The organism is Pseudovibrio sp. Ad5, from assembly GCF_001623095.1.
In the GTDB taxonomy this organism is placed as follows: Bacteria; Pseudomonadota; Alphaproteobacteria; order Rhizobiales; family Stappiaceae; genus Pseudovibrio.
This window is the reverse complement of the sequence record NZ_LMCH01000014.1, coordinates 37,165-58,694: the sequence shown is the minus strand read 5'-3', so window position 1 is coordinate 58,694 and position 21,530 is coordinate 37,165. Positions and strand designations below refer to the sequence as shown.

Sequence of the window (21,530 nt, the reverse complement as noted above, 5' to 3'; positions counted from 1 at the left end):
TCAGAGAGTCAAGAAAACGCGTAGACGGGTGTCTTTTTTGTCTCGTTGTCTTCCAGCTCTCGCTGTACTGGAATTTCATAGGTTTGCAGGTGGGTGAGACGTGAGGTTGGGAAATAGGAGCGTCGAGGGTCTCCTACCAAAACCGGAATTGGTTTTTCCTTAGGACTGGTGTCTAGCCAACTAAGAACCCTTGTGGTCATATCCGGGTCGTAAAAGACATCGCCGCAGCAAATCAGGTCGTAATTACCAAGAGAGCTTCCCAGAAGGTCTTTAGTGCTGACTTGAATTGTAACCTGATTCAGGTTTGCGTTGATAAGTGCGGCATCTGCAGCGAAGAGATCGATGTCTGCTGCGATAGCTGAGGCTGCTCCGGCTTTCATTGCGGCGATAGCGACGAGGCCTGAGCCGCTGGCGAAGTCGAGGATGTGTTTGTCCTTAACAGTCTCGGGATTGTCGAGAACGTAGCGTGCCAGTGCTTGTCCGCCTGCCCATGCAAATGCCCAGAATGGTGAGGGGACTCCGCGCTCTTCAAGCTCCTCTTCACCCATGCGCCAGAGATCGACGCTTTCGTCTGCCAGGTGAAGGAATATGGACGGCGCATGAGGAACAGGGTGTTGCCGTGTCTGTTCCAAAATAAAAGCGCGCCGGTCCGTAATTTTCATCGTGAGATTAGACCTCAGATGGGTCCATTCCTGCCATTTCCAGAACCACGGCCCATTCTTCCGGTTTTACCGGCTGAACAGAAAGGCGCATGGAAGTCACTAGGGCCATATCGGAGAGGCGTTCTTCGGCCTTCACTTGCGCCAGTGTTACTGTCTGCGGAAGGTCTTTGACGGCTTTGATGTCTACGCATTCCCAGCGTGGGTCATCGGTTGTGGAATCCGGGTGTGCGAGCGCGCAGACCTCTACGATGCCGACAACTTCTTTGCCGATGTTGGAATGGTAGAAGAAGCCCCGGTCTCCGATCTTCATGTCGCGCATGAAGTTGCGGGCCTGATAGTTGCGTACGCCGTCCCACTCTTCGCCTTCTTCGCCCTTGGCTTTTTGATGATCCCAAGACCACTTGTTAGGTTCGGATTTGAACAGCCAGTATTGCAACTTTGCCTCCATTAAAAAGAGCACCTGCCTACAATGAGAGACTGGTGCTCCAGAATTGACGTGTTGTAATACTTACAACAAAATTAGGCTTCTGGGTTCTTAATTACCCAGTTCCAAGGACGGATCTCAACAGATTCAAAGAGGCCTGCGAGTGAATAAGGATCTTCATTAGCTACTGCCAATGCCTCGTCCCTGTTCGCAGCTTCTACCAAGACCAGCGAACCCGTCGGAGATACGAGGTCATCACACATAAAAGGACCAGCTGCCTTCAAGCGATCACCAAGACCCTTGAGAAAATCGAGATGGTCTTGTCGTGTTTTCTGGCGAAGGTCTTCAGAATGCGCCTTATCAGTGCAGATGAGAGCGTACAGCATATTGGATACTCCAGTAGCAGGTTTTCAACCTAACCATTTGATCCCTGATATACAACCAGGCAATTCCTAGCTTAAAAGGATTCTACTAGGGGTGTGTCTCTCGTTTGAGGGGGCGCGTCATTAAGTCGCTCAAAGCCTGTGCGACGTCGATTTTCCCAGCTACGATTTGTGACACGGTGTTTGCAATTGGCATGTCGACACCATGTTCGGCTGCCAAGGCGACCGCGATATTAGCGGAGTGAGCGCCTTCTGCAAGCTTTTGTCCCGGTGCGACCAATTCCTGCGGTGTTCTACCCTGTCCGATCTTTAAGCCGAAGGCAAAATTTCGTGATTGGGTTGAGGAACATGTGAGGACCAGGTCGCCAAGACCAGACAGACCTGTGAGCGTTTCGCTTCTGGCATTGAGTGCCATGCCGAGGCGGGTCAGTTCTGCGAAGCCACGGGCCGTCAAAGCTGCCTGTGCACTAGCGCCAAGGCCATAGCCGACCGCTGCGCCGCATGCGATTGCAAGAACGTTTTTGAGGGCTCCGCCAATTTGTACGCCGATAAGGTCATCAGTTGCGTAGAGGCGGAAGCTTTTTGAGGCGAGAGCTGCGGAAAGCTGGTCTGCAACTCCACCGTCTTCAGCGGCGATTGTGACGGCTGTTGGCAAGCCCTTTGCCACGTCATGTGCGAAGCTTGGACCGGACAGCGCTGCCGGGATGGCATCAGGCGCCACGGACTTGATCACCTCAGACAGGAGCTGGCCGGTTGATTGCTCGATGCCTTTTGCGCAGAGAACGATTGGTGTTGCTGGCTTTAAGAACGGCTTGATCGCTTCTGTCATCGCCCGCGTTGTTTGCGCTGGGGTGACGAGCAGAAGCGCGTCGGCACCGCTCACAGCATGCTTAAGGATGCCGGTTGCGGTGATTTGCTCTGTCCACTCGATGCCGGGCAGGTATTTCGGGTTCTGTTTGCTGGCGTTTATTGCGGCGATGGTTTCCGCATCGCGGGCCCATAAGGAGACTTCCCGACCTGCTCTTGCGGCTGCCAAGGCGAGCGCAGTTCCCCAAGATCCTCCGCCAATTACAGCGATCTTGTTTAGAGCAGTGGTCATGTTGTTTTCCTTATTGGGTGATGTTCAGTCGTTCACACAGTTGCTCAAGAGGGATATCGAACCCTCCGTGCATTGTTAGCTTGGACTTAGTTTCGTTGTCTGCCAAATCAACCCAGAAGAAGCGAAAGAGGATAGGATCTCCACCGTCATTTGGGCTCATTTCGTAATGATCCCAAGTCTGCTTTGCTTTTTCCTGAATTTTGAGATGGAAAAATTTGCGGCGGTGTAGCTCTGGACCTGAGGTGAGGGCATCGTCATACAGGAAGTCATGGCCAGTGAATTGCTCAAGTGCGCCGGAAACACTCAGGCCGGTTTCCTCTTCAAACTCGCGTTTGGCTGCTTGCAGATAGCTTTCGCCCGGGTCCAGTGTTCCACCTGGCACCTGCAATGTGCCTGCGATGTCGGTTTCCGGTTCGTCAAAAACGAGAAGATGTGTGCCGCAGGTCATATAGACGTAAGCTTTGTGCCGAGGCTGCAATGTCGTTTCCACCATGAATCAATCAAATCAATGTTGTTTGAATTTGGCAGATGTTATTTGCAGGAGTTTGTTGCAAGCAAGGCGTTATAGCAGTTTGCACATAATAAGCAGCATGACACGCGCTTTAGCGCCGCATGGTTTTACCTGCAGCGTGGAACGGAATGCCCCGAAAGTTCGGGTGTGAGCAAGGCGAGCAGGCAGTGCCTGCGCATTGTAAGTAAATTAGTTTCTTCGGCATTGGCTGCTCGCCTTGCCCGGGCGTTTTTGTATGAAACAAGATCTCCTCCGAAAGGCATTGGGAGCAGGCACCATCAGCAACAAACACACCAGCCAGAGGCAAACGTGAGTGTCAGTGATAGCTAAACGCCTGCCAGTGTAGACGCCCATCGGGTGACCAGCTTCCGCTTGGTCCCTGCACTAAAGACTTTCAAGGGGTGTTTCAACGAACCCGCCAGATGATGCGTTACTTCACCCGGTAGCCCCGCCCAGCCCACGCCGCACTGATGGACGGTCCACCAGCTGCCCGAATACGTGAGCACAACACTGAGAATAAGCGCGGTTGAGGGCAGGGGGATAAGTTTTTAGCGCTTCAGAACTGAAAAATCCCGCAGGCGAGGCGGGATTTTGGAAGTATGTTTGTGCTGTGTGGTCGTCGCTAAACCTTCGCGCCTTTGCGACCGAAGCCGACGACGCTTTCGGAGATTTTGTCGAGGGGCCAGCGTGGGCGTGGGGCTTCGTTCATGTCGTCGCCCTTACCGTTTTGTTCCAGAATAGATGGGTCTTCGGCAACGAGTTTTCTCAGACGCTCAGCTCCAGCCCATGCAATCATGGCGGCGTTGTCTGTGCACAGTTTGTGCGGTGGTGCGATTAATTCTGCACTATGTTCCGCGGCAACCTCGTTTAGACGAATCCTAATTGCTTCGTTTGCTGCAACACCGCCCGCAATAACCATTTTGACAGGCGTATCCGGATAGCGATCTTTAAATAATTCGAAGGCTCTTGCACTGCGTTTTCCGAGAACATCCGCGACAGCTTCCTGGAAGGAAGCGCACAGATTGTTGACGGTTTGCTCGCTGACAGGCTCTTCTTTTAAGGCGGCGGTGCGCACTGCTGTCTTCAACCCGGCAAAAGACATGTCGAGGCCGGGGCGGTCCAAAAGTGGGCGTGGCAGTTTGTAGACGGTTGGATCACCAAGTTTTGCAGCTTTTTCTACAGCCGGACCGCCGGGATAAGGCAGGCCGAGCAGTTTGGCTGTTTTGTCAAACGCTTCACCAATCGCATCATCAATGGTTGTGCCCAATCTTTCGTATTCCCCAAGAGCTTTTACGAGGAGATACTGGGTATGTCCGCCGGAGACGAGGAGCAGCAGGAATGGAAATTCAACCTGATCCGTCATGCGTGCGGTGAGGGCGTGCCCTTCCAAATGGTTCACTGCAATCAATGGCTTATTGATTGCCATGGCGATAGATTTTGCTGTCATCAAGCCCACGATGACGCCGCCAATGAGGCCGGGGCCAGCGGTTGCAGCAACTGCGGATAGATTAGAGTACTTCACATTTGCTGTTTTCATCGCCTGATCTACGATACCATCCAGCAACTGAATGTGGGCGCGCGCCGCAATCTCTGGTACAACACCGCCGAACGGTGTGTGCTCATCGATTTGAGAATGCACCACGTTGGACAAAATTACGCATTTGCCATCTTGATCAATCTCAAGGACAGCAGCGGCAGTTTCGTCACAACTCGTTTCTATGCCGAGGATGGTCAGCACGTTTGGTCTCCTTTGGCCGCTTGGTTTTTGTCGTTCTCTCATGCGCAAAGCATGGTTGATTTCGCGGGCCGATGATTTTATGTCGCTCATCTAACATGAGCCCCTAGCATTGGGAATGTGATCCTTGCAAACAAAACCTATAAGAATTGGTACACGTGGAAGCGCCCTGGCACTGGCCCAGGCGTATGAAACACGCGCTCGTCTCGCGAAGGCACACGGGTTAACCGATGATGACTTCGAGATTGTTGTTATAAAAACAACGGGAGACCAAATTCAAGATAGGCCTCTTTCCGAAGCAGGCGGCAAGGGCTTGTTCACTAAGGAAATTGAGGAAGCTTTGCTGGATAAGTCCATTGATCTGGCAGTTCATTCTTCCAAGGATATGCCGACAGTGCTGCCGGATGGTCTGGGCATGACCGCTTACCTTCCACGTGAAGATGTGCGCGATGCTTTCATTTCTCCAAAGGTAGAAAAACTGACAGATCTTCCACAGGGTGCTGTGGTCGGGTCTTCCAGTTTGCGTCGTCAGGCACAGATTAAGCGTCTGCGTCCTGATCTTGATGTGGTGATGTATCGCGGTAACCTCCAGACCCGTTTGCGCAAACTTGGTGAAGGTGTGGTTGACGCAACCTTCCTTGCTTACGCTGGTCTGCGTCGTCTGGGACAAGGTGACCTGGTTACGTCTTTGATGGATGTGGAGCACTTCCTTCCTGCTGTCGGGCAGGGCGCGATTGGTATTGAGGCGCGTCTTGGTGATGAAGAGACTGCGCGCATTCTTGCGCCGATCCATCACGCAGAGACTGAAAGCCGCCTTTTGCTGGAGCGTGCTTATCTGGCTGAGATGGATGGTTCTTGCCGTACGCCGATTGCTGGTCTCTCCCATGTGGAAGGGGATCGTATCCGTTTCCGGGGTGAGGTGATCAAACCGGATGGCAGCCAGACGCACACAGTTGAAGGTGAAGGCCCGTTAAGCGATGCTGAAGAGATTGGCCGCGAGCTTGGCAAAGAGCTGAAGGCGAAGTCTGGTCCAAACTTTCTGGAGCTCTAATGAAAATACTCGTGACCCGTCCTCAGCCTCAAGCGGATAAAACTGCACAGAAGCTGATTGCTATGGGACACGATGTGATTGTTGAGCCGATGCTGAGTTTCCAGCCGCTGACCGTTGACGGTGATGTGGCTGGGGACGCCAAAGCGATTGCTGTGACGAGCGCGAATGCCATTGAAGCCCTTGTCTTCAATGGTCTTGTTTCACAGCTACAGCACCTTCCTCTCTATTCTGTGGGTGAGGCGACAGCCAGAACTGCAGAGGCTTCCGGTTTCCAAGAAATCATATGTGCGGATGGGGATGTTGATTCCCTTGGCGGACTGATTGCGGACAGCAAGCAGGTGGGGCCTGTCTTTTACCCTGCAGCGATTGACCGCAGTGGTGACCTGGCCGGACAGCTTGAGCTGCAGGGCATTGCCTGCCGTATGGTGGAGGTCTACCAAATGGCTGCTGCGACTGGCTTTTCTGAGAAAACCCGTGAACTGATTGAAGCAGGGATGCTGGATTGTGTGTTGTTTTATTCTCCGCGAACAATTCAAATTTTTCTCAGCCTTTCAAATCTTGAAAAAACCATAGTGTTTCTTAACTCTATGAAAGCATTATGTGTTTCAAAGCGGGTTGCAGAGCAGGCTGGAGCGTTTGGCGAGGTTTTTACTGCGAAAACGCCGCGTGAGGATAGCTTGTTTGAACTTCTCAATGGTTCGATAAGTTGAGAGGAAGTGATTTGCACTTCTCTGAGCCCTATGGAGAAGTCGCAGTTTGTTTGGCAAGGTGCTAATTCTCCCTGATAGCAGTTTGCTAAAGGGATGCTTATGTTAAGAAAGAGGCCTCTTAAGAGGCCTTGTCGAGATTGCGTGACTATGAAAATTGGCGCGGCTGGAAACTGCTTGAAACGCGCCATTCTAGGAGGTTTTGATGGCTGCTGATGACAAAAAAGGTGGGGCGTCCACCGGGGCAGGCTCGGGTGGTGGAACATCATCACGGAAATCTCCGCTCTCCAGTGGATCCCGAAAGCCTGTCACGATTGACCTGCCTGCGAAAGACGTTTCCAAGACTGATAAGCCTGCCGCGAGCGCTGGTCCTGCGGCCAAGCCTGCTGCGAGCAAGGCGACTTCTACCAAGGCGGGCTCTGTGCCGCCAACTGGCAAACAACAATCACAATCATCCGTGAAGACTGAAAATACTGAAGCGATGAAAGCTGCTGCTGCGAAGCCTGCAGCGGGCGCTAAACCAGCTGCGGGGGCACCTTCTGCCTCAACAACAGCCAAGCCGACTGCTGCTGCAAGCGCAAAGGCCGCAGTTGATGAGAAGAAGGACGCTGCTGCATCCAGCACAGTAAAGCCTTCTGCTACGAAGACGACAGGCGCCAGCAAAACTGCTGCCGCGAGCAAAACCTCCACCGCTTCTGCTGCGAAAGAGCCTGTGAAGGGCAAGGACGATAAGGCTGGCTCGGGTGGCAAGGATACGCCTCCACCACCGCCTCCTTCCGGTAAAGGCCCCGGCGGGCCTGCTGATAAGCCTCCGCATCCGCCTAAGCAAGGTGCTGGATTTGGCGCGATGCTTGCTGCTGGCGTTATTGGTGCGCTGATTGTTGCAGGTGCTGGCGTTGGTCTGCATCAGGTTGGCATGCTTCAGATGATTGGCGCCGGCTCTGGTCAGAATGCGACCGAGGTTCAGGCTCTTCTGGAAAGCTCCAAGAACCGCTATTCGCAGCTGAGCCAGGAAATTACGGCGCTGAAAGATCATGCGGCGGGTAGTTTTGCGGCTAAGGAAACCATTCAGAACCTGACTGATCAGCTGGATGCGATCCAGAAAGAAACCAGCAGTAAATTGAGTGATGCGACTGCAGGTGTGACCGCGAAGGTGCAAGAGCAGGTTTCGACGCTTGGTGCTGAGATTAAAGAGCTGAACGAATTGATTTCCAACGGTGCAGCCGGTGATGCTGTTGCTGTTGCCAGCATGAAGAAGACACAGGATCAGCTGACTAAGCAGGTTGCTGATCTGACCGCAGCGTCCCGAAAGAATGCTGAGCAGGTTCTGAAAGGCATGCAAGGCAGTCTGACAGATTTGCAAAAGCAGTTTCAGGCATTGAAAGAAGCGCCGACACAACTGAAGGATCTTGGTTCACAGTTGGCTGTAACTGGTTCCAAGGTGGATGAAGCGCTTGCGCAGATTGGCAAGTTGACGGCTGAGCAGAAAGTTCTTGAAGGCAAGATTGAAGCGCTGACGCAGGCGAATGCCGAGACAACACAGCAGATTACTGCACGTGTTGACCGGTTGGAGAAGGCTCTTGGTACTGCAAGTGCGCAGGAGCGTGCGGCGCGTGCAATCGCGATTGCCTCTTTGCGCAATGCTGTGGATTCTGGTGATACCTATGAGGCGGAACTGGCTGCCGTTGAAGCTGTACTTCCGGGTGATGCTGCTGAGTTGGCGCCACTGAAGGCAAGTGCCGCGAGTGGTATTCCGTCCTCCGCTGCGTTGATTGCCGGATTTGGTAAGGTCGCGCGTGATATGAGTGCGGTGTCGCTGACGAGTGAGAATGATGATGTGGTTGATCGTCTGTTCTCCAGCGCCAAGTCACTGGTTTCTGTTCGAACGCCGACAGACAGTGATGGCACGAGTTCCGGCGAGTTACTTGGCACGATGGAATCCCGGGTTTCTGCGGGTGATCTTGCCGGAGCGATTAAGGCTTACGATGCTTTGCCAGAACCGATGCAACAGGTTGGTGCAGCGTGGGCCGAACAGGTGAAAGCCCGTTTGGCAGCAGATGAATTGGTGAAGAAAATCACCGCTCAAGTTTTGAAGTCGCTTGTTTCTGAAAACAAGTAGTATCGGAAAGGAGCGAAGGACATGGTCCGCGTTCTCATCTTTTTCGCGTTTGTATTTTTGCTGGCTCTCGGCGGAGCCTGGATGGCAGACCGTCCGGGCGTCGTTACGCTTGAATGGCAGGGGTATGTTGTTCAGGCAAGCTTGCTGACAGCTGTTGTTGCGTTTGGTGCTTCCATCGTGGCGTCGATTGTGGCTTGGGGCTTCTTCCGGTTGATCTGGAAGTCGCCAACTCTGGTTTCCCATTTCATGCAGAGCCGCCGGAAAGACAAAGGCTATGATGCCCTGTCTCAGGGGCTGATGGCCCTTGGATCTGGCGATACGCTGCATGCGCGCAAGTTTGGTCTGAAGGCGGATAAACTGCTGGATGGCAACGAGCCTGCTGCTCGCCTGCTTCTGGCGCAGGCCTCTCAGCTGGATGGTGATCATGCAGAAAGCCGTCGCCGGTTTGAGGCGATGCTGGAAGATGATCGCTCCATGGCTGTGGGTTTGCACGGCCTTTACATTGAAGCGGAACGGGAAAGTGAGCCTGCAGCCGCACGCCATTTTGCCGAGGAAGCCTTTAATCTGGTTCCGGGTTTGCGTTGGGCTGGCAATGCCGTGCTTGGGTATCAGGCCGTTTCTGGTGACTGGGAAGAAGCCATTGCAACGCTTGAGCGCAACTATGCTGCTCGCATGCTGGATAAGAAAACTCTTCGTCGCCAGAAAGCTGTTCTGCTGACTGCACGTGCTCTTGAGCTGGAGAATGAGAATCCGGATCGTGCACGCACGCTTGCTGTTGAAGCGCATGGCCTTGCTCCTTCGCTGGTACCTGCTGCGATTGTTGCAGCTCGTTTGCGGACACGCTCAGGCGAGGTGCGCAAAGCAAGTAAGATCCTTGAAGCGACCTGGAAGTTGAGCCCGCACCCAGATCTTGCTGACGCTTATGCTCATGTTCGTCCTGGCGATTCTGTCACGGATCGTCTGAGCCGCGTCAGAACATTGGCGAGCATGCGTGCTTACTCTTCTGAGGGCGCGATTGCGATTGCTGTTGCTGCGATTGAAGCCAAGAAGTTTGATGAAGCACGTGACCAGCTCAAGCGCGTTCTGCGCTCTGAGCCAACGCAGCGTGCGTTCTTGCTAATGGCTGATCTTGAAGAGCGCGAGCATGGTGATCAGGGCCGCATTCGTGAGTGGTTGTCCCGCGCTGTACGTGCGCCAAGCGATAAAGTCTGGACTGCGGATGGCATTGTCTCTGCCAATTGGGCGCCTGTTTCTCCAAAGACAGGCCGTGTGGATGCCTATGAGTGGGCAGCACCGGAAGGGGCTGTGGATCAGGAGCAGTTGATTGAAGTCATCGATGACAAGCTGTTTGAGCCACCTGAACTGGCAGCTCCTGTACAGGTTCTGAAGGAACCGGTCGAGGCGGATATCGTTGTGCCTAAACCGCAGGAAGCAAAAAAGCCTGCTGCAGTGAAGGACGAGCCTGTGGAGGCACCGGCGGCAAAGGCTGACGTTGCTGAGCCTGTTGTTGTGACAGAGACTGCTAAAGAGCCATCTGCTGAGAAAAAGCCAGATGAGCAAGCCAAGACTGAAGAACCTCGTGCGACTGTCGTACCTGTGGAATCTTCCAGTTGGGCGCCGACCAAAGCCAATGAAAAGGCTGCGGACAAGGCAGAGGACCCTTCCAAGACTGAGAAGGAAGCTCCGAGCTCGCCGGATGATAAACCTGAGAAGAAAGATGAGAAGCTGGTGGAGTTCCCGCTTTCTCAGCTTCCTGATGACCCAGGACCTGAACCAGATGATGAAGATCCGAAAACTCCAAAGGATCAGAGTTTCAGGTTCTTCCGCTAAGGGCGTGTTCCGTTTGATTTGTTCAATCAAACGAGAAGAATTCGCTAGGCCAAAGATGTTAGAGCACGATGCATGAATGCTAATGAACGCGACGTGCTCTAAGAGACTTGCACAGGCAGGACACGTGCTCTTTGTTGCGTCTCCTGCCTTTGTAGATTGATGGTGGATGCATTCTCTGCCATTGCAAATCATACTTGCATCTTATTGGGAGCTTGGGTATCAAACTTCCACTTTCCGGCACACCCCTTGTGCCTGTTGGAACGCCGCTGTAGCTCAGATGGTAGAGCACGTCATTCGTAATGATGGGGTCGAAGGTTCGAGTCCTTTCAGCGGCACCACTAACTCTCTGATACTTTATAATCCCCCAAAAACTTGCTCATTTGGCTTTGTCTTGTCGCCTACTCGTCGTAGGTTCGGATTTGTGTTTTTTGGTCCTTTAGTCGAACCTTTAAGCGCATTGATTTCATTTGCACATATGGAGGCCATCGGGGGTTCGTGGGAGCGGGCTGATGATGGTGTGGAGTACCGGAAGTGATTGTCGATCACCTGAATAAGTTGCGCGCGTGGTTGTTTGAAGATGCATTGCCGCTTTGGTTGAAAGCTGGCGAAGACGCTGCAAATGGTGGTTTTGCTGAGACCATCACACTGGATTGTGAAGGTAGTGCGGATAACAGACGTGGTCGCGTCAACCCTCGTATGGTGTTTGTGTATTGCGAAGCAGGACGTCTGGGCTGGGATGGCCCGTGGATGGACGTCGCGCTGCGCACGCAAGCCTATGTGGAGCGGGTGTACGGCACTGCTGATGGGTATATCGGTGCGCTTGCGACGCCCGATGGTGAGCTGCTCGACACTTCGTTTGACCTTTACAATCAGGCCTTTGCGCTACTGGCTCTTTCCAGCATTGCTGATGTAAACAGTGAACAGCGCGGGGAAGCCTGCGCGAAAGCCGGGGCTTTGCTTGATGTTTTGAAGAGCCGCTTCAAGCATCCTGTTGCGGGCTTTCAGGAAGCTGAGCCTGCGCGTGCGCCACTGGGTGCCAACCCGCATATGCATCTGTTTGAAATGTGTCTTGAATGGGAACGCTCTGAGAATCTGAGCACTGAGCAGAAAGCCGTTTGGTCTGCGCTAGCAGATGAGCTTGGTGAGCTTTGCCTGAAGTATTTCATCTGCGAGAAAACAGGTGGTTTGCGTGAGTTCTTTGCACTGGATTGGTCTCCGATGCCAGGTGATGAGGGCAGGGCGCTCGAGCCGGGACATCATTTTGAGTGGGCATGGTTGCTGAGCCGCTGGAACAAGCTGCGTGGTGATGGTCGCGCTAAGGCTGCTGCTGCGCGTCTCTTTGAGATTGCGGAGGTCCATGGCGTAGATCGTGAGCGCGGTGTTGCGGTTATGGGCATCAATGATGACTTTTCCATGCGTGACCCACTGGCGCGTCTGTGGTCTCAGGCTGAATGGCTTAAGGGCTCTATCGCCATGCTGGAGTGCACTCCTGAGAGTGAGTGGCCTCGGTTTCGCCAATCTATGCAGGATGCTCTGAAGGCGTTGGAATTGTTCTTTGAGGGCGTGCCTGCTGGTCTCTGGAAAGACAAGTTTTTGCCGGATGGTAGCTTTGTGAAAGAAGCGGCGCCAGCAAGCTCACTCTATCACATCATTTCGGCCATTTCTGAACTTGACCGGTTTTCTAAAACTGAGGTTGGGCAGAAAGTGGTTACTTTTGAGCGCGCTAAATAACGGTTCCTGCAGTATAGATTGGGAGAATTGCAATGGTTAAATGGGGTGTGCTCTCGACTGCACGGATTGGCCGCGAAAAGGTTATTCCTGCGCTTCAAAAAGCCAAGGGCGTTGAGGTTGTCGCGATTGCTTCTCGTAATGAGGAGAATGCCAAGAAAGCTGCTGCTGAACTGGGTATCGAGAAAGCCTATGGTTCCTATGAGGCGCTGTTGGCTGATCCTGATATTGACGTGATTTACAATCCGCTTCCCAACCACATGCATGTGCCGATGACGATTGAGGCTGTGAAAGCTGGAAAGCATGTGCTCTGTGAAAAGCCGATTGCGCTTGATGCAGATGAAGCGCGTCTTCTGCTGGAAATGCCGGATAACCGCTTCGTAATGGAAGCCTTTATGGTGCGGGCGCATCCGCAGTGGCAGCGGGCGCTTGAGATTGTAGAATCTGGTGAGCTGGGCAAGCTGCAGAGTATTCAGGCATTCTTTGGTTACAGCAATCAGGACCCGCAGAACATTCGCAACAAAGCAGAGCTTGGCGGGGGCGGCCTGATGGATATTGGCTGCTATCCGATTGTGGCGTCACGTTACTTCTTTGATGCTGAGCCTGAGCGTGTTGTGAGCCTTGTTGATCGTGACAGAAACTTTGGCACGGACCGTCTGACATCTGTGATGATGGACTTTGGAGAAGGACGTCAGGCTCAATTTACGGTTTCAACCCAGTCTGCTCCGTATCAGCGTATCAATCTGGTGGGGACTGCCAAGCGTCTGGAAATTCTCATCCCATTCAATGCACCTGCTGGTGAAGAGACTATCTTGCGTCTCGATTCTGGCAGTTTGCCGGGGGATGGTGCGATTGAAGTGGAGCGCGTTGCTGCCTGTGATCAATATACGCTGCAGGGTGAGTTGTTCTCTCGTGTGGTCAAAGGTGAAGAAGAGCTGCCTTACGGTGTTGCTGATGCAATCCAGAACATGGAAATCATCGATGCGATTGTCCGCTCTGAACGCAATGACAGCTGGGAGACCGTTGGGTCTCCCGACTGAGTGTTTTGCTGGTGTTAGAGCATGTTGCGCTTGTTTGCATTTACGCCTCATGCCCTAACTTCTTTATTTTGAGCGAATTCTTGTCGTTTGATTGAATACAATCAAACGGAACGCGCTCTAGATTTTTTCGCCTCTGATGGAATAGAGGTTGTCGCGATTGAGTGTATTGAGATCGCGACGACCACACAGTGCCATGGTGGTATCCAGTTCCTTCTGGATGATCTCCAGTGACTGTGTCACGCCTTGCTTACCGCCTGCGCCCAAACCGTACAGGAACGGTCTGCCGATGTAGGTGCCTTTGGCGCCGAGACAGATGGCTTTCAGCACATCCTGACCTGAGCGAATGCCGCCATCGATGTGGATCTCCACCTTATCACCGACCTCGTCCACGATTTCCGGCAGGATCTCGATGGAGGATGGTGCGCCGTCGAGCTGACGTCCGCCGTGGTTGGAGACGATGATCGCATCACAGCCAGAATCGACTGCGTGGCGTGCGTCTTCCTTATCCAGAATGCCTTTGAGGATTAGCGGGCCGCCCCACTGTTTTTTGATCCACTCAATGTCATCCCAGCTCAGGCGTGGGTCAAACTGCTCTGCTGTCCATGAGGACAGGGAGGAGAGATCGCCAACACCTTTTGCATGGCCGACAATATTGCCAAAGGTGCGGTTTGGCGTTGTGAGCATTTTCATGCACCACATTGGGCGTGTTGCCATCTGCCAGATGTGTTTGGGCGTAAACTTTGGCGGGGCAGACAAGCCGTTGCGCAAATCTTTGTGGCGCTGGCCCAGGATCTGCAGGTCGAATGTGAGAACCAGTGCAGAACAGCCTGCGTTCTTTGCGCGATCGATCAGGGCGTTGATGAAGTCCCGATCCTTCATCACGTAAAGCTGGAACCAGAATGGTTTCGTGGTCTTCGCTGCAACAGCTTCAATAGAGCAGATGCTCATGGTTGAAAGCGTGAAAGGTACGCCGAATTCCTCAGCTGCCTGTGCGGCGAGAATTTCGCCATTGGCGTGCTGCATTCCGGTCAGACCGGTTGGTGCCAGTGCGACAGGCATGGAGACATCCTGTCCGACCATCTTGGTGGCAAGCGTGCGGTCTGTCATGTCGACCGCGATGCGCTGACGCAGCTTGATCTTCGCGAAGTCGCTCTCGTTTGCCTGATAGGTGCTCTCAGTCCAAGAACCAGAGTCGGCATAGTCGAAGAACATCTTTGGAACGCGTCTGCGAGCGCGCGCTTTGAGGTCACTGATTTCTAGTATTGGTGCCATGTACGGGCCTCCCCCCGAAACATTAGTTTTTATGTATAGAGGGATTGCACGTATCGGTGATATGTCAACATTACATGTATACGACTTCAGTCTACCAGTATTGGGAAAAGTGTTATTCGCATTCATCTATGAATGCCGTAAGTACTCTGAAATATCTTTGAATTGACGGTACTGACTAAAGCGTAACTGTCAAATAACTATCTGAATTTGCTTGTTTTGTTTGTTTGCATAAACGTTTAGTGAGTGTCTGGTTGAGACTTCATCTTGCCTGGGTGCTATTTGTGATATGTAACTGAAATATATCTCAAAAAAGCGACATAAGCTTACTTTGCAGATACTCGAAGTTTAAGATTGGTGAGTGAAATTACGTAGCTTGTGAGGGCGTGTTGGTGGGGTGGGGGCCAGAAATTTCATGTAAGAGCGAACGTAGATGAGAGAGGCGATGCTACAAAAGAGGGCGTATACAGTGAGTGCTGGTCTTGCCGTCTCGTTGTGCAATCCGGGCGATGAGCTCTTCTGATTTTGCGCAGCTGGACCGGTGGGAAGCGGAGGTGCTGCTTCCCATTGTGAGTATCTGTATGGGAGGATCAGGGAGGCTTCGTGTTCTTATTTCTTCTGCCGGCTGATCCAGGCCATCCAATTGTAAAACCAGTTCCGAAGATTATCTCCGCACCGTTTAAGCACATTGGATATATAGTTCATGGCTTACCCTCCATGTGCAGTTTTGGCTGCCTCAATGGTGGGCTCAATTAGCTAAATGTAAATGAAAGAACTGCCTCAAGATTTAAGTTTGGATGGCGAGCCGAAGAGAGCTCACCATCCAATTGGCGGTTTACTTATCAGCGATAACCTTGTCGGCTTCGGCTTTTCTCATTACCAAGTCTTCTGTCTTACTCGTCGTAAGATTTGCGAATTGATCCCAATAAGTGCGGCCTCTCCATCGTATGAATGAGCCAAACTCGAACCAGAAGGCAGCGAGACTGAGAACAACCCCGCCTACGATCCAAAGCCAGAAATTTCCTTGTCCGAGGTTTTGAAGTAGTTCCTGAGCTTGTTTTCCTGCTTCTACCAAATCTAACATGATGATCTGATAGAGTGAGTAAAGCCCAAACAAGGCTGTGATGATGAGAACTGTCGCTTTAAAGTACTCACGCTTTAATGCTGACTTTAGATCAGGCTTCTGAAGAGAGGCATTATATACATTCAAATTGAGTAGACGCTTTCCTGGGGTCTGACCCATTCTAGCAAGAAACAAGGCAAATACGAATGGGGCGAGCAAATAGAAGAACGGCTCTGATGGGAGGTAAGTTCTTTGATTACCGTATTCATCAGAGTAGTAACTCACTGAGACAGAACGTGTGACATTGCCTTCCTTCCAGATTTTCTGAAGAGCCGTTATGTGGAAGCTACTTGCAAACATGTTTGTTTGCTTGCAGAGAATTTGCTGGCGTTGATGGCCTGGTTCGAGCGGTAAGATCTCATTCATACGCTCTTGCGAGATCATGTCAAATTGAGGTGCACAGGCAGTTGTCTTGAGAAGTTCTGGCGCAAGAAATCGTGTAGAAAAAACACTGTTATATGCGACGACAATAGCGGTAATGACAAAGCCGAGGATAAACAGATCTAGTAGATACGCGAATGCTCTTCGCCAGAAGTACTTTGCAGTCATTGGATATGTACCGGCATTTAATGCTAAGTACCTGAGGAACAAGAGTGATCGCAGATACCGCAAAAACTGATTAAAATTTTGTTTCTATATACAGTCTTAGGTTCAAGGAAATCAAAGAATTAATCGTATGCAGAAGGGAGAAAGAGGCCTGTTCCCGTAGTAATTATTTTCTCATGCCGGGTCATTATAATTTCATATAAATGGTGACCCCGAGTGGATTCGAACCACTGACCTGCCGCTTAGGAGGCGGCCGCTCTATCCAGCTGAGCTACGGGGCCTTTAGGCGTGTCTTGATCCGTGACCGGATCGATCCGCTTAAGATGTTATCATCCGTTGAGGATGCAGCGCGTTTTCAAATATCATGAAATTTGGCTGTAGGCGAGATAGATTGCTTCTCTGTGAACAAGCTAGGTATCAGTTCAAGCAAGAGAATTTGTTCAACCGGCGTCTTTGAGGTTTGCTCTCAGAGAGTTCTCGGGGGCGTTCCGACTGCATCGACCTGATATAATTCCCAAATAGGACTTTGTTGGTGGGTTGTTGTGTTCCGGGGATTTGTTGCTTTTTTCTGCTTTTTGCTGAGCTGTATAGGAACCGTGTTAGCGACGCCGTGTGATGAGCGTTCGGTTCTTGATGAGAGCTTGCCGACCATCATGATGGAGGAGGTGCTCGCAAATCCTTTGAGATTTATCGCGAGCGATGGTGAGTTTTATTATCTCGCAGATTTGACAATGCCAGAGCGGGATTTGCTGCTTGCTGATGACTTTTTTGAGGAACGGGAAGTCAGGGTAAAGGCGTTGATTGAGCAAAAGGATCGGTGGGGACGCCGACCTGCGATTCTGGTTGATCCTGAATTGGGTGATTTGTCGGTCAGGCTGGTCAAAGCTGGAATGGCCATTGTTAGGCCACAATTAAGAGCTTTCAATTGCTTGAAATTCCTTATTAATTTGGAGAGTATGGCTCGCGAGAAAAATGTTGGATTATGGGTCATTAAAAATGTAATTAATGATTATAAGTCAATTAGCTACGAGCAAATCGGCCTTTATGGAATTGTGGAAGCCAAGCTGATTTCTGTTGGGCAAACACGATCCAAAACATACTTGAATTTTGGTGAGCGCTGGACAGAGGATTTAACCGGGATTATTCAAAGGGGAACGCTGGCGGATTTTTCGGAGTTCGGGCATGATCTTTCAGTGATGAAAGGTAAGCGAGTTCGCCTCAGGGGCGTTATGCAACTGAACCAAGGACCATTAATAGAGCTAAAGCACCCAGCGCAGTTGGAGCTTCTGGACTAAGGCAAAGAGCCGGAAACGCGAATGACTTTGAGTAGTGCATTGTCTGGACTTCAGACAAGCCTGAGAATGCTAGTGATATCTGCAGTGACCGTAGCTCTTGTTGCGTGTCAGCTGACCGGCTCTGCCAATCAAGGCGCTCAAAAACCAGGTAGCTTGCGAACCGGGCTTGGGAGTGACGTTGGGGCGAGAGAGCATCCGCGTGTCGTCGCGACTTATGGGGGTGTCTATAAGGATGGTAAGGCTGAAGCAGCTATTGCACGTGTTGTTGGTGGTCTTGTTGCAGCTTCGGAAGACCCTGAAGCGCACTACCGCATTACTTTGCTCAACAGCCCTGCAGTCAATGCCTTTGCTCTTCCAGGTGGTTATCTTTATGTGACGCGCGGGTTGCTGGCGCTTGCCAATGATACGTCAGAGCTTGCTGCCGTGCTTGCTCATGAAATGGCACACGTGACAGCGCGTCATGCGATCAAACGCCAACGTCAGGCTGAAGAGGCTGAGTTCGTCACCAAAGTGATGACCAATATCGGCAAAGATCAGCAGACCATTGATGCCGCAGTCAAAGAGAAACAGGTGCAGTTCGCGCGCTTTTCTCAGGAGCAGGAGCTTGAAGCTGATGATGTGGGTGTGAGAACACTTGCTGGCGCTGGGTATGACCCTTACGCCGCAGCGCGCTTCCTGAACACAATGGGGCAATTTGCACGCTATCAGCAGCTTGGTGGGCAAAGCAGTTCAGCGCCAGATTTTCTTTCTTCTCATCCAAACACGCCTGATCGTATTCAACGCGCTGTGCGTAGTGCACGGCAGATCGGTGCGCCGGGGATTGGTCTGAATGGTCGTGAAGACTATCTGACCAGCTTGGATGGCATGTTGTTTGGTGACGATCCACTGGAAGGGTATGTCCGTGCGCGGCAGTTCCTTCACAAAGGCCTTGGTATCTCCTTCAGTGTGCCAAAGGGTTTTGTGCTTGAGAACTCTGCTGAGGCTGTGTTGGCGAGTAATAACTCCGGCACTGCCATGCGTTTTGATGGTGCTGATCTGACGGGATATGCCAGCTTAACTGATTATATGTTATCTGGTTGGATCAATGGCTTGATTGATAACAGTGTTCGCCCGACCACGATCAATGGTTTGCCAGCCGTTATTGGATCTGCAATTACAGATGGTTGGTCTTTCCGCATCGGTGTCGTACGCATTGGCTTAACCGGATATCGGTTTATCTTCGCAAATCGTTCGCCAACTGCTGTATTCACTCGTGATTTTGAAAAATCTCTTGGCAGCTTCCGACAGCTAAGCCCGACGGAACAAGCCAGACTTAACCCACTTCGAGTTAAGATTATTCAAGCGAAGGGTGGAGAGACGGCTCGTAAGCTTGCTGTTGGCATGAGCGGCATTGAGCCATCGCGTCGGTTGGAGCTGTTCACGATCCTCAATCAGGTTAAGGCGAACCAACGCTTCAAGCCAGGTGAGCTCCTGAAGGTCATTACCGACTAAAGAAGCTCGTTTTTCAGGCAGTGCGTTATGAGCCGCTGGCTTCATAGCCATCCGAATGCGTGAGAGCGTCTTTCAATTTCTGCATTGCTCGTGACTCAATTTGCCGAACACGCTCCTTTGAAACACCCAGTTTTTTGCCAAGGGCTTCCAGTGTAACGCTTTCATCTTTTAGCTTGCGGTCTTTAATGACGCGCTGCTCGCGTGGTGGCAGCGTTTTAATCGCATTGAAAAGACGACGTTTTGCGCGTTCCTGGTCTAGGTGCACTTCGACGAGTTCGTCTGGCAGAGGTTCTTCAGCCGCGAGGGTGTCCTGAAGCTGCAGGTTCGTTTCGCTGCCTTTCAGGCTCGCATTGAGGGATGTGTCTTTCCGGCCTAATCTGGAAGACATCATTCTTATATCCCTCAGTTTTGCTCCTGTCTTTTCTGAGATTTGCTGATGCAGTTGTTCTTCATTCAAGTCAGGATGTTTGCTTGAGAGTTCTGCGCGCAAACGTTTGAAGCCGAAAAACAACATTTTCTGGCGAGAGGAGGTTCCACCGCGAACAATCGACTGGTTGCGGAGCACATAGTCCTGAATGAATGATTTGATCCACCAAGTTGCATAGGTGGCAAAACGGACGTCTTTGGAGAGCTGGAACCTGTTGGCTGCTTCCATAAGGCCGATATGGCCCTCCTGAATTAGATCAGAGAGCGGGACACCATAGGACTTGAACCGAAGTGCTTGAGCGATGACCAAGCGGGAGTGAGACAGAGATAGCTTATCGAGTGATCTGTGATCGCCTCTGACAATCCAGCCTTCCAAGAGCTTGTATTCTTCTTCTTTTGACAGATATGGGGCTTTTCTTGCCAGACGGGCAAGAGGCCCGAGACTTTGGTCTCTTTCATAATGAGCCATTTACGCCTCCCTCGATTAAACTGAGATACGGCGCTGAAGTTCATTTGGATCTTTTGACAAAAAAAGAAAGCCCCGCTTGGAGCAGGGCTTTCTTTTAATCAGTTAGATTAGGAGAGGCTGATTAAGCTGCCTCTTCCTGACCTCCGCCTTCACCATCAGTTGCTGGAGCAACTTTGGCAGCACGACCTGGAGACGTGGAAAGAACGCCTTCGATCTGTCTGATTGCTTCTGTGTCAGTCTGTTTCTGAACAGCTGCGATTTCACGTGCCATACGGTCTAATGCGGCTTCGTAAAGCTGACGTTCGGAGTAAGACTGTTCAGGCTGGGAATCAGAGCGATAAAGGTCACGAACAACTTCAGCGGTTGAAATGAGATCGCCAGAGTTGATCTTTGCTTCGTATTCCTGTGCGCGGCGACTCCACATGGTACGCTTCACGCGAGGTTTACCTGCGATGGTCTCAAGAGATTTCTTAACGGTAGATGCGTCAGACAGCTTACGCATTCCTACAGAAGCAATTTTTGCAACTGGAACACGGAGCGTCATCTTATCCTGTTCGAAGTCAATTACGAGGAGTTCAAGAGAGTATCCAGCTACGGTCTGCTCTTCAATTGCAGTAATCAATCCAACGCCGTGAGATGGATAAATGATGTGCTCACCTGTTTTAAACCCCTGACGCTGCGCGGTCTTTTTTGCGGGTGTGGCCATACGCTATACTTCTCCTGCGCAGTGGTTGTTTGCTGTCTGGGAGACGCAAGCAACCTAGATGCAGCGCGTTCGCCGCATCTTTCTCTTTGGAAAAACGTGAAAAGTCCAATGTATGCGGAAAGCTACTTCTCGCATCAATTGGTTCCGCGTTCAAATGTGATCAGTCGAATTCTATGTTGTGGCTACTTCGGCGAATGCTGGAGTAAATTATTGTGCGCACTTCAATTGAACTGCGACCATAAAAAAACCTCCGAGTGGGGAGGGTGCAACCAGACAGCCAAATGACTGTAAAAAACTGTATAGCACATTATCCACGGATTTCCAACCTCTCTCAAGCAAGAGAGGAATTAAGACATCCGCGGATACTGTCTGGCAAATAATAAATATTTGGTAGCTCTAAGCTTTTGGGACCTTAATCACCAGTGCCCGGCTTATCAGAGAAATACTTTTCGAGTTTTTCTGCAACACCATCAAACTCAGCAGCTTCTGGAAGCTGATCTTTCTTAACAGTCAGATTCGGCCACTTTTCTGCGTACTCAGCATTAAGCTCAACCCACTTTTCCAAGCCAGGCTCAGTATCTGGGAGAATTGCATCTGCTGGACATTCCGGTTCACACACACCGCAATCGATACATTCGTCTGGATGAATGACGAGCATATTCTCGCCTTCGTAAAAGCAATCGACCGGGCAAACTTCAACACAGTCGGTGTATTTGCATTTGATGCAATTGTCTGTGACGACGTATGTCATCGCAATCCTCTTAGTCTCTGGCGCTGCAAATTTGTCTGAAGACAAACGGCACGGGCTCTCGTGGCCCTGACGATTTTCTCGTCCTTTAAACTTGTGCTCTTTGCTACCGGTTTTCAGTGGGTAGTGCAAGCGCTGTCATAGGCGAAGAGATTGCAATATTGGGGC

The 21,530-nt window shown here is 51.4% G+C and carries 19 protein-coding genes and 2 tRNA genes; 9 read left to right on the top strand and 12 right to left on the bottom strand.

What is annotated here, in order from left to right; genetic code table 11:
- Nucleotides 1–8: 8 nt before the first annotated feature.
- The 6 genes from PsAD5_RS08460 to tsaD all read right to left on the bottom strand — a co-directional run bounded on the left by PsAD5_RS08460 (nucleotide 9) and on the right by tsaD (nucleotide 4,814).
- Complete coding sequence (locus PsAD5_RS08460) at nucleotides 9–662, bottom strand: class I SAM-dependent methyltransferase (RefSeq protein ID WP_063291781.1); 654 nt, start codon at nucleotides 660–662, stop codon at nucleotides 9–11.
- A 7-nt stretch (nucleotides 663–669) separates the two neighbouring features.
- Nucleotides 670–1,098, bottom strand: coding sequence for an EVE domain-containing protein (locus tag PsAD5_RS08455; RefSeq protein WP_057461924.1), 429 nt, complete (start codon nucleotides 1,096–1,098; stop codon nucleotides 670–672).
- An 83-nt stretch (nucleotides 1,099–1,181) separates the two neighbouring features.
- Complete coding sequence (locus tag PsAD5_RS08450) at nucleotides 1,182–1,472, bottom strand: YciI family protein (RefSeq protein WP_057461912.1); 291 nt, start codon at nucleotides 1,470–1,472, stop codon at nucleotides 1,182–1,184.
- Between the two features lie 85 nt (nucleotides 1,473–1,557).
- Nucleotides 1,558–2,568: an NAD(P)H-dependent glycerol-3-phosphate dehydrogenase gene (locus PsAD5_RS08445; protein WP_063291780.1), complete on the bottom strand. Its 1,011-nt coding sequence runs from the start codon at nucleotides 2,566–2,568 to the stop codon at nucleotides 1,558–1,560.
- 10 nt (nucleotides 2,569–2,578) lie between these two features.
- Entirely contained in the window at nucleotides 2,579–3,061 is a 483-nt protein-coding gene (locus PsAD5_RS08440; RefSeq protein WP_244271790.1) for an NUDIX hydrolase, read from the bottom strand.
- 640 nt (nucleotides 3,062–3,701) lie between these two features.
- Nucleotides 3,702–4,814, bottom strand: coding sequence for a tRNA (adenosine(37)-N6)-threonylcarbamoyltransferase complex transferase subunit TsaD (tsaD, locus tag PsAD5_RS08435; protein ID WP_057461922.1), 1,113 nt, complete (start codon nucleotides 4,812–4,814; stop codon nucleotides 3,702–3,704).
- Nucleotides 4,815–4,941: 127 nt separating this feature from the next.
- Here tsaD and hemC point away from each other — a divergent pair, with 127 nt between their 5' ends.
- The 7 genes from hemC (at nucleotide 4,942) to PsAD5_RS08400 (ending at nucleotide 13,289) form a co-directional block, all read left to right on the top strand.
- Entirely contained in the window at nucleotides 4,942–5,865 is a 924-nt protein-coding gene (gene hemC / locus PsAD5_RS08430; protein WP_063291779.1) for a hydroxymethylbilane synthase, read from the top strand.
- On the top strand, nucleotides 5,865–6,575 hold the full coding sequence (locus PsAD5_RS08425; protein ID WP_063291778.1) for a uroporphyrinogen-III synthase: 711 nt from the start codon (nucleotides 5,865–5,867) through the stop codon (nucleotides 6,573–6,575). The genes hemC and PsAD5_RS08425 overlap by 1 nt, the downstream gene beginning before the upstream one ends.
- A 202-nt stretch (nucleotides 6,576–6,777) precedes the next feature.
- Nucleotides 6,778–8,691 (top strand): COG4223 family protein, encoded by a 1,914-nt coding sequence (locus tag PsAD5_RS08420; protein WP_063291777.1) that lies wholly within the window; start codon nucleotides 6,778–6,780, stop codon nucleotides 8,689–8,691.
- A gap of 21 nt (nucleotides 8,692–8,712) precedes the next feature.
- Complete coding sequence (locus tag PsAD5_RS08415; protein WP_063291776.1) at nucleotides 8,713–10,521, top strand: heme biosynthesis HemY N-terminal domain-containing protein; 1,809 nt, start codon at nucleotides 8,713–8,715, stop codon at nucleotides 10,519–10,521.
- Between the two features lie 262 nt (nucleotides 10,522–10,783).
- Nucleotides 10,784–10,859 (top strand) — tRNA-Thr (locus tag PsAD5_RS08410).
- 193 nt (nucleotides 10,860–11,052) lie between these two features.
- Complete coding sequence (locus PsAD5_RS08405) at nucleotides 11,053–12,252, top strand: AGE family epimerase/isomerase (protein ID WP_063291775.1); 1,200 nt, start codon at nucleotides 11,053–11,055, stop codon at nucleotides 12,250–12,252.
- Between the two features lie 32 nt (nucleotides 12,253–12,284).
- Entirely contained in the window at nucleotides 12,285–13,289 is a 1,005-nt protein-coding gene (locus PsAD5_RS08400) for a Gfo/Idh/MocA family protein (RefSeq protein ID WP_063290339.1), read from the top strand.
- A gap of 117 nt (nucleotides 13,290–13,406) precedes the next feature.
- On the opposite strand, the gene PsAD5_RS08395 is transcribed toward PsAD5_RS08400, so the two are convergent.
- The 3 genes from PsAD5_RS08395 to PsAD5_RS08385 all read right to left on the bottom strand — a co-directional run bounded on the left by PsAD5_RS08395 (nucleotide 13,407) and on the right by PsAD5_RS08385 (nucleotide 16,508).
- Entirely contained in the window at nucleotides 13,407–14,561 is a 1,155-nt protein-coding gene (locus PsAD5_RS08395) for an alpha-hydroxy acid oxidase (protein WP_063291774.1), read from the bottom strand.
- A gap of 832 nt (nucleotides 14,562–15,393) precedes the next feature.
- Nucleotides 15,394–16,230 (bottom strand): RDD family protein, encoded by an 837-nt coding sequence (locus PsAD5_RS08390; protein ID WP_063291773.1) that lies wholly within the window; start codon nucleotides 16,228–16,230, stop codon nucleotides 15,394–15,396.
- A gap of 201 nt (nucleotides 16,231–16,431) precedes the next feature.
- Nucleotides 16,432–16,508, bottom strand: a tRNA-Arg gene (locus tag PsAD5_RS08385).
- A 261-nt stretch (nucleotides 16,509–16,769) separates the two neighbouring features.
- Here PsAD5_RS08385 and PsAD5_RS08380 point away from each other — a divergent pair.
- Both PsAD5_RS08380 and PsAD5_RS08375 read left to right on the top strand, forming a co-directional pair.
- A complete protein-coding gene (locus PsAD5_RS08380; protein ID WP_063291772.1) occupies nucleotides 16,770–17,522 on the top strand; it encodes a thermonuclease family protein in 753 nt (250 codons plus the stop codon).
- A gap of 84 nt (nucleotides 17,523–17,606) precedes the next feature.
- Nucleotides 17,607–19,013 (top strand): M48 family metalloprotease, encoded by a 1,407-nt coding sequence (locus tag PsAD5_RS08375; RefSeq protein WP_082827061.1) that lies wholly within the window; start codon nucleotides 17,607–17,609, stop codon nucleotides 19,011–19,013.
- A gap of 25 nt (nucleotides 19,014–19,038) precedes the next feature.
- Here PsAD5_RS08375 and PsAD5_RS08370 read toward each other — a convergent pair whose 3' ends face one another.
- The 3 genes from PsAD5_RS08370 to fdxA form a co-directional block, all read right to left on the bottom strand.
- Nucleotides 19,039–19,908: an RNA polymerase factor sigma-32 gene (locus PsAD5_RS08370; RefSeq protein WP_063291770.1), complete on the bottom strand. Its 870-nt coding sequence runs from the start codon at nucleotides 19,906–19,908 to the stop codon at nucleotides 19,039–19,041.
- Between the two features lie 121 nt (nucleotides 19,909–20,029).
- Entirely contained in the window at nucleotides 20,030–20,614 is a 585-nt protein-coding gene (locus tag PsAD5_RS08365; protein ID WP_057461899.1) for a CarD family transcriptional regulator, read from the bottom strand.
- 412 nt (nucleotides 20,615–21,026) lie between these two features.
- Nucleotides 21,027–21,365 (bottom strand): ferredoxin FdxA, encoded by a 339-nt coding sequence (fdxA, locus tag PsAD5_RS08360; RefSeq protein WP_057461898.1) that lies wholly within the window; start codon nucleotides 21,363–21,365, stop codon nucleotides 21,027–21,029.
- Between the last annotated feature and the right edge of the window lie 165 nt (nucleotides 21,366–21,530).